Here is a 10,484-nt window from a genome sequence, read left to right as displayed (position 1 = left end):
CAACAAGCGCGATGACCGTCGTTCTGGTCGATCCGCGCCGTCCGTCGCTCATCCCGGTCGACGCCATCAGCCTGCTGACCGGTGACGTGCAGTACACCGAGGAAATGCCGGTCAAGGTGCCCTGGTCGTTGCCCGCCGCGCGGCCGGCCTACGACGGCGAGGACGCGGAGGTGCTGCTGTCCTCGGACCCCGACCATCCAAAGGTCAGAGCCCGGCTGGACGCGGGCGAGAAGGTGATCTCGGCGCCAGCGCCGCAGGCAGGCGAGCGGCTCGTCGACGCGGTCGCGCTCATGGACCGGCTGCGGTCGTCCGGGCCGTGGGAGAGCGAGCAGACGCACGACTCGCTGCGCCGCTACCTGCTGGAGGAGACCTACGAGCTGTTCGACGCGGTGCGCAGTGGCAACGCCGACGAACTGCGCGAGGAGCTCGGGGACGTGTTGCTGCAGGTGCTCTTCCACGCCCGCATCGCCGAGGACGCGACTCACCAGGCCTTCACCATCGACGACGTCGCCGACACCCTGGTGCGAAAGCTGAGCAACCGGGCGCCCGGCGTCCTGGCCGGTGAGTCGATCACGCTCGAGGAGCAGCTCGCCCAGTGGGAGGAGCGCAAGGCCACCGAGAAGACCAGGAACTCGTCGATGGACGACGTGCCGACCGGCCAGCCGGCGCTTGCCTTGACGCAGAAGGTCTACCAACGCGTGGTCGCCGCGGGGCTGCCAGAGGATCTGATTCCGGACGGGCTGGCGACGATCGCGGTCGGGCTTGGCGACGACGCTGAGAACACGCTGCGCTCGGCCACGCTCGAATTCATGGACACCATCCGCAAGGTGGAGCAGGCCGTCGCCGCCAGCCGTCGCGGTGACGACGTGCCCGAGGCGCTGGACGTCTCGCAACTCGGTGTCGTCACCGAAGACGAGTGGCGCGCGCACTGGCCGACGGCCAGGACCGAGCCCGAGGCGGAACTGGAGCCGGAGGACGAGGCGGTCGACGAGACCGACGAGGCTGACGAGGCGCAGGTCGAGGTCGAGCCCGGCGAGGGTGAGGACGACGCCGAGGAAGAAGCCGAGCCCGAGTCCGTCGAAGAACCGGTCGAGGAAGACACCGGCGAAGCCGATGACCCCGACGACGCCGAGGCTCAGCCGAACAGCGTCGAACCCCAGTAGGCCGACGAGTCGCCTTCGGGTATCCCCGGCGGACAGGCGAAGACCGCTGTGCCGGTGTGGAAGATGTACTCGTTCAACGCATCTGTCGACATCTGCGACAGCACGGGAATGAAGTTCGTCGCCGGGTTGCGCACGAAGGCGATGAAGAACAGGCCGGCGTCCAGGTGGCCGAATCCGTCGGAGCCGTCGGTGAAGTTGTAGCCGCGCCGCAGCATCTTGATGCCGCCGAGGTGATCGGGGGACACCAGCCGGACGTGGGCGTCGACGTCGACGAGCGGAATTCCCTTGGCGTCCTTGATGTCGAAGTCCACCGGCGCGAACTCGTCGTCGTACCCGTTGGGTGCGCCGCTGCCCTTCTGCCTGCCGATCACCCGCTCCTGCTCGCGCAGCGTCGTGCGATCCCACGCTTCGATCCGGTTGCGGATGCGCCGTGTCACGAGGTAGCTGCCGCCGGCCAGCCAGTCGGGACCGTCACCCTTGGCGACCCAGACGTTCTTGTCCAGCGTCGCGGTGTCCTCGGCCTTGATGTTGTTGGTTCCGTCCTTGAACCCGAGCATGTTTCGGGGGGTGGACTGTTCACGCGTCGTCGAGGAGGTGCGACCGAACCCGAGTTGTGAGTACCGCACCGCGACGGTGCCGAAGCCGACGCGGGCGAGGTTCCGGACGGCGTGCACGGCGACCTGCGGGTCGTTGGCGCAGGCTTGGATGCAGATGTCGCCGCCGCACTTGGCGGGGTCGAGGATCTCGTTGGTGAACTTCGGCAGATCGGCCAGCCCGGCCGGGCGCTGATCGGCGATGCCGAACCTATCCTTGCCGTCCTTCTCGAAGAAGGACGGGCCGAACCCGATGGTCAGCGTCAGCGCTGAGGCCGGAAGACCAAGGGCCTCACCGGTATCCGCGGGCGGCGCATACGGATTGAGCCCGATCGCGCCGTCCGCCACGGCCTCGTCGCCGCGCGTCATCCGCTCGGCCATGGCGGTCCACTCCTTGAGCATCGCCACGACGTCTTCACGGTTGTCGGTGGTGACGTCGAAGGACGCGAAGTGCATGCGATCCTGTGCCGGAGTGATGATCCCGGCCTGGCGTTCGCCGCGGAACGGCACCGGCTGGTGCAGCCCGAGCTCGGTTGCGGCCGCTGACGCCCTGCCGGCCAGGGCACCCGCGCTGGCCGCGCCGACCACGGCCACGCCCACTCCGGCCGCACCGAACAGCTTGCGCCGCGACAGTCCCGTTCGCGTCGAATCAGGTTCGGCCGGAGTCACTTCCGGCGCCTGATCACTGGGGTGCGATGACACCTTGCACCTGACTGACTTCCTTGCCGAGGGCGTCGATCGCGCGGGACAGTTCCTGGCGTTGCGGCTCGGTCACCTTGTCGTAGGACACGAAGCCGTCGCCCTGGCGGTACTTGGCCAGCAGCGCCTCGACTTCGGCGAACCGCTGGTCGACCTTCTTGCCGAGTTCGGCGTTGCGCTCGTCGAGGATCGGTCGCACCGACGCCACGGCGGTCTGCGAGCCCTCGACGTTCGCCTGGAAGTCCCAGAGGTCGGTGTGGCTGAAGATGTCCTCTTCGCCGCTGATCTTGCTTGCCGAGACCTCGTCGAGCAGACCCTGTGCGCCACCGGCGATTTGGGTGGAGTCGATGGTCCAGTCCGGGGCCTTCACACCCGCGTTGAGCTCCTTGACGTCTGCGACCAACTGGTCGGCAATCGCGTTGGAGTCGGGCTGCAGGCCCGTCACCCAGAGGTCCTTCTCCAGGCGGTGGAAGCCGGTCCACTTCTGCCCGGGCTCGAGGTCGGCCTCACGCAGGTCGACGCGCGGGTCGAGGTCGTTGGGGAACGACTCCGCGACCGGCTCGATGCGCTCCCAGTACACCCGCGAGGTGGGGAACTGCGCCTTCGCGGACGCGACGTCCTTGGCCTTCACGGCCGCCACGAACGCCTCGGTGGCGGTCACCAACGCGTCGGACTGGCTGATCACGTAGCGCTTGTAGCTGTCGGCGGCTTCCTTGAACTTGCCCTCGGTGTCGATCTGAACGGCGTCGCCGGTCACCTTGAACTCGCCGCGGAGGCCGTCGCCGATCATCCCGGGCCGGCACGACGTCTGGTAGGTGCCGGGCTCGGTCAGCTGGACGATCAGCTTGCGCTCCAGTCCGGGGGAGATGTTCTCCACCTCGCCCATCACCCGCTCGCCCTCGCCGTAGACGTAGAACTCGGTGACCTTGGTGCCGTTGTTGGTGACCACGAACGTGCTGGGACCGGTGGTCGCCTCAGTGCCCGACAGCTGACATTCGGTGTCGGACGCGGCGACCGTGATCTGCCCGGGGCCGGTCTTGCCGCCGTCGGTCGACTGAGCCGAATCCTTTGCGGTGCAGCCAACGAGGGAGAGCCCGGTCAGCAGTGCCGCGGTCGCGGCAACGCCGGCCTTGGCAGGCAGGGGGGTGAGGATCACGAATTGGACCTTTCGGATGCGGTTGCCGGCTCCGGTTCGGGAGTCGGATCGGAGTGGGAGGGGTCGGCATGGGAGGGGTCTGCTTGGGAGGGAGTGGTGTCCGGCGGTGGCGTGTCGCTCGGGGTGGCGGATGCGCGCATCGGGCGCAGGAACAGCACGAGGACGACGGCGAGGTAGGCCAGCCAGGCGGTCAACTGAAGGACCGTCGGGGTGGGCGTGACGTTGAAGACGCCCTGGATGACCTCGCCGTACCAGGACGACCAGTCGAACCAGGAGCTGATGTCGAAGGCCTTGTTGGCCAGGCCGGGGAGCCAGCCGACGGTCTGCAGGGCGCCGATCCCGTACGACAGGATGCCGGCGGCGACGACGATCAGGAACACGCCGGTGTACTTGAAGAACTTGGCGAGGTTGATCCGCACTGCGCCGATGTACATGCCGTAGGCGATGGCGACGGCGATCAACACCCCGACGATGAGTCCGACCAGAGGCCAGGCGGTTTCGGCCTCGGCATAGCCGACCATGAACAGCGCCGTCTCGACGCCCTCGCGGCCGACGGCGAGGAAGGCCAGCGCCAGGACGGCGAGTCCGCCGGTCTCGAGCGCCCGCGCCATGTCGCCCTTGAGGGCACCGGACATGGTGGCGGCGGCCTTCTTCATCCAGAGCACCATGGTGGTGACGATGGCCACGGCGATCAGGGAGGCGACGCCCGCGATGGCCTCGGCTGCCAGTCCGGTGATGGTGTTCTCGCCGAACTGGATGACCAGGAAGACCCCGACGGTCATCGCAACGGCCGCCGCAACGCCCGCCCACACCCACTTGAGGGCGTCGCGTCGGTCCGACTTGACCAGGAAGGCGACCAGTATCGTGACGACGATGGCGGTTTCGAGGCCTTCGCGCAGGCCGATCAACCCGCTGCCGAACAGTTGTGATGAAACGCTGGCGCCGGCGGCCAGAACGGACACCGAAACGTCTCCGACGGCGGTCATCCCGATGTCGATCCTTTCCGCAACCAAGCTTTGGCTAGCCAATGCTAGGTATGGCTGACCTTAGCAGCGCGACCGGGGCGTCTGCAGCGCTCCCCAACGCTGCGCTGGCACACTCGCGACGCGTGGGACGATGGCGTTGATTCGAGTAGGTCGAGGGAGTGCAGTGTCGCCAGTGCGTTGGCTGCGGGCCGTCGTGGTCATCTGCGCAACGGCCCTGCTCATGGCATCCAGCTGTTCGTGGCAGACCGGCATCCCGATCCCCGAGGGTGTACCGCCGCCCACCGGCGACCCGGTGCCTCAGGTCGACACGCATGCCAAGGGGCGGCCCGCCGACCAGCTGCACGACTGGGCGGTGAAGCGCGCCCCGGCTCTCGGCATCCCGGTCACGGCGCTGGAGGCGTACGCCTACGCCGCGCGGGTGGCGGAGGTGGAGAACCCCGACTGCCATCTGGCCTGGACCACGCTGGCGGGCATCGGGATGGTGGAGAGCCATCACGGCACCTACCGCGGCTCCGTGGTCGCGGCGAACGGCACCGTCTCGCCACCCGTCCGCGGCGTTCGGCTCGACGGGTCGATGGGCAACATGCAGATCCCCGACACCGACGGCGGCAAGCTCGACGGCGACGCCACCCTGGACCGGGCCATGGGGCCCATGCAGTTCATCCCCGAGACGTGGCGGTTGTACGGCGTCGACGCCAACAACGACGGCGTGATCAGCCCGGACAACATCGACGACGCCGCGCTGTCCGCGGCGGGCTACCTGTGTTGGCGGGGCAAGGACCTGTCGAAGCCGCGCGGTTGGATGGACGCGTTGCGCGCCTACAACCTGTCCGACCAGTACGCCCGCACGGTCCGCGACTGGGCGACCGCCTACGCCAACGGCCACCCGCTGTAGGTCCTCGGACTCGCGATCGGCGTGCGATTCGCCCACCCTCTAGGCTGATGGGCGCAATCCGGACCACCTCTTAAGGAGATGCCAGTGCCCATCATCGAGCAGGTCGGCGCGCGCGAGATCCTCGACTCCCGCGGCAACCCCACGGTCGAGGTCGAGCTGGCCTTGAGCGACGGCACGTTCGCCAGGGCTGCGGTGCCCTCCGGTGCGTCGACGGGCGAGCACGAGGCCGTCGAACTGCGCGACGGTGGCGACCGGTACCTCGGCAAGGGCGTGGAGAAGGCGGTGGAGGCCGTCCTCGACGAGATCGCGCCCGCCGTCATCGGGTTGAACGCCGACGATCAGCGCGTCATCGATCAGGCGCTGCTGGACCTCGACGGCACCCCGGACAAGTCGCGGCTTGGCGCCAACGCCATCCTCGGCGTCTCGCTGGCGGTGGCCAAGGCCGCGGCCGAGTCGGCGGGTCTGCCGTTGTTCCGCTACATCGGCGGCCCGAACGCGCACATCCTGCCCGTGCCGATGATGAACATCGTCAACGGCGGCGCGCACGCCGACACCGGCGTCGACGTCCAGGAGTTCATGGTCGCGCCGATCGGTGCGCCGTCGTTCAAGGAGGCGCTGCGCTGGGGCGCCGAGGTGTACCACTCGCTGAAGTCGGTGCTCAAGAAGCAGGGCCTGTCCACGGGTCTCGGCGACGAGGGTGGCTTCGCTCCCGACATCGCGGGCACCAAGGCCGCGCTCGACTTGATCAGCTCCGCGATCGAAGGCGCCGGTTTCACGCTCGGCTCCGATGTCGCGCTCGCGCTCGACGTCGCGGCCACGGAGTTCTACACGGACGGCACGGGTTACGCCTTCGAGAAGCAGACCCGCACCGCCGAGCAGATGACCGCGTTCTACGCCGAGCTCCTCGACGCCTACCCGCTGGTGTCGATCGAGGATCCGCTGTCCGAGGACGACTGGGACGGCTGGGTGTCGCTGACCGCCGCGATCGGTGACCGCGTCCAGATCGTGGGCGACGACCTGTTCGTCACCAACCCGGAGCGTCTCGAGGAGGGCATCGACAAGGGCGCGGCCAACGCGCTGCTGGTCAAGGTCAATCAGATCGGCACGCTGACCGAGACGCTGGACGCCGTCGCCCTTGCGCACAACAGCGGCTACCGGACGATGATGAGCCACCGCTCTGGCGAGACCGAGGACACCACCATCGCCGACCTTGCGGTCGCGGTGGGCAGCGGGCAGATCAAGACCGGTGCGCCGGCCCGCAGCGAGCGGGTCGCCAAGTACAACCAGTTGCTGCGCATCGAGGAAATCCTGGGCGACGCCGCGCGGTATGCCGGTGACCTGTCGTTCCCGCGGTTCTCGCCGGCGACCCAGTAGCTTTTCATTCATGCCCGACCCGAAGCGGCCAGACCCGAAGCGACGCACTCCAGCGTCGCGACCGGGCAAGCCGGGCGAGTCGGGGCGGGGTCGCCCGCGGGGTGCAGCGCCCTCGCGGCGGGAACCCCGGCCGGCGCTGCCGCGGGCCGCGTCGGAGCAGGCCGACGATGCGGACAAGACCGAGACGACGGAGACGTCGACCGCCGTCGAACCCATCAGGCAGTCGATCGCCGACGCCGCCGAGCTGCAGTCCGAGCAGCGGTTGGGTTCGGCGGCCCGGCGCGCGGCGATCCTCGCCGCGGTGGTCTGCGTGCTCACGCTGACCATCGCCGGACCGGTGCGCACCTACTTCGGGCAGCGGACCGAGATGAAGCAGCTGCAGGACGTGCAATCCCAGTTGCGCTCGCAGATCGCCGATTTGGAGCAACAGAAGGTCAAGCTCGGTGATCCGGTGTTCATCGCCGCGCAAGCGCGCGAACGGCTCGGGTTCGTGATGCCCGGTGAGATTCCGTACCAGGTGCAGCTGCCTCAGACGGTCGGGCCGGAAGCGCTGCCCGGGACGGCCGCTACAGCAGTGCCCAGCGGGCAGCCGTGGTACACGTCGTTGTGGCACACCATCGCCGATGCGCCGCACGGGCCACCACCGGCCGCGCCGCCGCCCGTCGACCCGGGTGTTCCGCTGCCACCCCCCGCACCCGCCGGTGGTTGAGCAAGCCGACCTGGACGCCGTCGCGCGGCAGCTGGGCCGCGAGCCCCGCGGCGTCCTGGAGATCGCCTACCGCTGCCCGAACGGCGAACCGGGAGTGGTCAAGACCGCGCCGCGTCTGCCCGACGGCACCCCATTCCCGACGTTGTATTACCTGACGCACCCGGCGCTGACGGCCGCGGCGAGCCGGCTGGAGTCCTCGGGGCTGATGCGGGACATGACCGAACGACTCCAACACGACGAGGAGCTGGCCGCCGCCTACCGCCGTGCGCATGAGTCATATCTGGCCGAGCGGGACGCCATCGAGCCGTTGGGCACGACGTTCTCCGGCGGTGGCATGCCCGACCGGGTCAAGTGCCTCCACGTGCTGATGGCGCATTCGCTCGCGAAGGGGCGTGGCGTCAACCCGCTGGGGGACGAGGCGTTGGCCGTGTTGGCCGTCGAGCCGGGGATGGCGGGAATTCTGGACAAGGGGAGCTGGACGTGAGGGTCGAAGCATGAGGGTTGGCGCGATCGACTGTGGAACCAATTCGATCCGGTTGTTGATCGCCGACGTGGGAGACGGCGGGCTGCGTGACGTGCTTCGCGACATGCGCATCGTCCGGCTGGGCGAAGGTGTCGACGCCACAGGGCAATTCGCGCCGGAAGCGCTGGCACGCACCCGCGCGGCGCTCGCCGAGTACGCCGACGAGTTGAAGGTCCACCAGGTCGAGAGGGTGCGGATGGTCGCGACGTCGGCCGCTCGGGACGTCGGCAACCGGGAGGAGTTCTTCGCGATGACGGCCGAGCTGCTCGACCCGGTGGTGTCCGGCGCCGTCGCCGAGGTGATCAGCGGAACCGAGGAAGCGGCGCTGTCGTTCACGGGTGCCGTCGGCGAATTGGACGCCTCGGCAGCGCCTTTCGTCGTCGTCGACCTGGGCGGCGGGTCCACCGAGGTGGTGGTGGGCGACCGTCCCGATTCGACGGGCGTGACGGCCAGCTTCTCCGCCGACATCGGGTGCGTGCGGCTGACCGAGCGCTGCCTGCACTCGGACCCGCCGACCGCCGCCGAGATCGAGGCCGCCCGAGAAGTGGTGCGCGACGGGCTGTCTCAGTCGTTCCGCGCCGTGCCCGTCGAGGGCGCGCGGACGTGGGTTGGCGTGGCCGGCACGATGACCACGTTGTCGGCGCTGGCTCAGCGGATGGCCACCTACGACTCGGACGCGATTCACCTGTCGCGCGTCGGGTTCGACGAACTACTGCCGGTCTGCGAGGACCTGATCGCGATGACGCGCAAGCAGCGCGCGGCGCTGGGCCCCATGCATGAGGGTCGCGTCGACGTGATCGGCGGCGGCGCCATCGTCGTCGAAGAGTTGGCGCGCGAACTGCGCGGCCGTGCCGGGATCGACGAACTCGTGGTCAGCGAGCACGACATCCTCGACGGGATCGCGCTGTCGATCGCCTGAGGGCTCCCCGCCGGGCGGCTACCTCCTGATGTTGCAGTTCGGCGGGTTGCCGCAGTGATGTCCGCCGTCGCAGGCATTGCACTTACACGTACACCCGGATCCTGCCTTGGCTTCCGATTTGCGCATCGCCAATCTCCTTTGTCGGTATCAACTCATGCCGAGATCACCATAGTTCGCGCCGCGCCGGAATTAGGGAAAGTCGGCATCAATGGATCGGGCGTTCACCGGACGCACGTCAGCCGTTCGTCGAGGTTGGCGTGGAAGCGCCCGATCGCGCTTTCGTGCGTGCCGAACTCCACGAAGGTGTTGGCGCCGGCGTGCAGGCCGCGCTGTACGCCTTCCGACATCTCGTTGTCCTCGACGCCGCCCTCGTTCAGCAGGTCGCGAGCGCCCGCGTTCGCGTCGGGGCTCGCCGAAACGCGCTTGGCCAGGTCATGCGCGACCATGGCGTAGATCGTGACGGTGGTGTGGTCGACGTCGATCGGGTCGATGGTGATCACCAGCACCTGATTGGGGAACGTCGCGACCATGACGTTGGGGAACAGGTGGTAGACGTAGGTCACTCGGTGGTCGACGTTCCAGGTGGCCTCGGGACGGTCACGCAGACGCTCGATGTTCTGGTAGGGGAACGTAATTCGAGTGTTCGGGCCGAATGGTTCCACGACGTTGAGGTCGTCGTATTGGATCGGATAGAAGGTGTCCTTGTGCGTCGTGCGGATGTGGTAGCCCTCCAGGAACTGCTCGACCAGAACCTTCCAGTTCATCGCGCGCAGCGCCGGCCGCACGGCGAAGAGCCGCCCGGCGGGTAGCAGCTTGTCGCGCCACGGGCTGCCGTCGGACAGCGCGGCCATCGCCGCGTCGGCATGCGGCGCGGGCGATTGCAGCGGGCCGATGACGATCAGGCCGTCGACCTCGCGGCTGTCGACCTCGACCAGCCCGCGGGCAGCCACGTCGAGGTCGGGGAAGGCCTCCGCGTGCGGGACGTGCGAGAGCGAGCCGTCGAGGCGGTACGTCCAGCCGTGATAGCGGCACACCAACGCGTGCGAGCAACCCGGCCCTTCGACGAGGGCCATCCCGCGGTGGCGACACGAGTTGCGGAATACCCGCGCCCTGCCGTCGCGGTCGCGCACCGCGAACAGCGGTATGCCGAAGGTGACCCGTTCGGCGTGGTCGCCCGCGTTGGGAATCGCTGCTGACGGTAGGTACACGCTTGGGTATGAGCGCAACGTCGCGAGTTCATTGGTGAATCGGGTTGGGTCCAGGTAGTTCTCGACCGGCTCCCGCCATGCGTCACCTTCATCGGTCGTGCCCGCGTCGATGTGCGCGAGGATGCGGCGAACGATCTCCGCGTCCCCGGCGACCGACGTAGTTGTCGGAGTGCCCATACTGGGGGAGTATCACAGAACTCGTCCCGCGGCAATGGCTCGCGCACCGTTGACTCTGCGCTGGGGGCGTTGGCCACTCGCA

Annotated in this window: 10 protein-coding genes; 6 read left to right on the top strand and 4 right to left on the bottom strand. The window is 68.5% G+C overall.

The window, feature by feature from the left end:
* Window positions 1–11 precede the first annotated feature (11 nt).
* Window positions 12–1,163 (top strand): nucleoside triphosphate pyrophosphohydrolase, encoded by a 1,152-nt coding sequence (locus N536_RS0115400; protein WP_029114422.1) that lies wholly within the window; start codon window positions 12–14, stop codon window positions 1,161–1,163.
* Here N536_RS0115400 and efeB read toward each other — a convergent pair.
* From efeB to efeU, 3 genes are read right to left on the bottom strand one after another with little or no spacing between them, the layout of a single operon-like run.
* On the bottom strand, window positions 1,136–2,425 hold the full coding sequence (gene efeB, locus N536_RS0115395; RefSeq protein WP_029114421.1) for an iron uptake transporter deferrochelatase/peroxidase subunit: 1,290 nt from the start codon (window positions 2,423–2,425) through the stop codon (window positions 1,136–1,138). The two genes, N536_RS0115400 and efeB, sit on opposite strands and share 28 nt — an antisense overlap.
* 13 nt (window positions 2,426–2,438) lie before the next feature.
* Window positions 2,439–3,611: an iron uptake system protein EfeO gene (gene efeO / locus N536_RS0115390; protein WP_036436456.1), complete on the bottom strand. Its 1,173-nt coding sequence runs from the start codon at window positions 3,609–3,611 to the stop codon at window positions 2,439–2,441.
* On the bottom strand, window positions 3,608–4,597 hold the full coding sequence (efeU, locus tag N536_RS0115385; protein WP_029114419.1) for an iron uptake transporter permease EfeU: 990 nt from the start codon (window positions 4,595–4,597) through the stop codon (window positions 3,608–3,610). The genes efeO and efeU overlap by 4 nt, the downstream gene beginning before the upstream one ends.
* Window positions 4,598–4,760: 163 nt before the next feature.
* Here efeU and N536_RS0115380 point away from each other — a divergent pair, with 163 nt between their 5' ends.
* The 5 genes from N536_RS0115380 (at window position 4,761) to N536_RS0115360 (ending at window position 9,017) form a co-directional block, all read left to right on the top strand.
* The gene (locus N536_RS0115380) at window positions 4,761–5,492 is read left to right on the top strand and encodes a lytic transglycosylase domain-containing protein (protein WP_029114418.1); all 732 of its coding nucleotides are present in this window, start codon (window positions 4,761–4,763) and stop codon (window positions 5,490–5,492) included.
* Window positions 5,493–5,576: 84 nt separating this feature from the next.
* Window positions 5,577–6,866, top strand: coding sequence for a phosphopyruvate hydratase (eno, locus tag N536_RS0115375; protein ID WP_029114417.1), 1,290 nt, complete (start codon window positions 5,577–5,579; stop codon window positions 6,864–6,866).
* Window positions 6,867–6,876: 10 nt separating this feature from the next.
* Entirely contained in the window at window positions 6,877–7,575 is a 699-nt protein-coding gene (locus N536_RS0115370; RefSeq protein ID WP_029114416.1) for a septum formation initiator family protein, read from the top strand.
* Entirely contained in the window at window positions 7,568–8,059 is a 492-nt protein-coding gene (locus N536_RS0115365; RefSeq protein ID WP_029114415.1) for a DUF501 domain-containing protein, read from the top strand. Before N536_RS0115370 ends, N536_RS0115365 begins: the two co-directional genes overlap by 8 nt.
* 10 nt (window positions 8,060–8,069) lie before the next feature.
* A complete protein-coding gene (locus N536_RS0115360; RefSeq protein WP_029114414.1) occupies window positions 8,070–9,017 on the top strand; it encodes a Ppx/GppA phosphatase family protein in 948 nt (315 codons plus the stop codon).
* A gap of 221 nt (window positions 9,018–9,238) precedes the next feature.
* Here N536_RS0115360 and N536_RS0115355 read toward each other — a convergent pair whose 3' ends face one another.
* On the bottom strand, window positions 9,239–10,402 hold the full coding sequence (locus N536_RS0115355; RefSeq protein ID WP_029114413.1) for an SRPBCC family protein: 1,164 nt from the start codon (window positions 10,400–10,402) through the stop codon (window positions 9,239–9,241).
* Window positions 10,403–10,484 lie beyond the last annotated feature (82 nt).

The organism is Mycobacterium sp. URHB0044, from assembly GCF_000620625.1.
GTDB lineage: Bacteria > Actinomycetota > Actinomycetes > Mycobacteriales > Mycobacteriaceae > Mycobacterium.
This window is presented reverse-complemented; position numbering and strand designations above follow the sequence as displayed.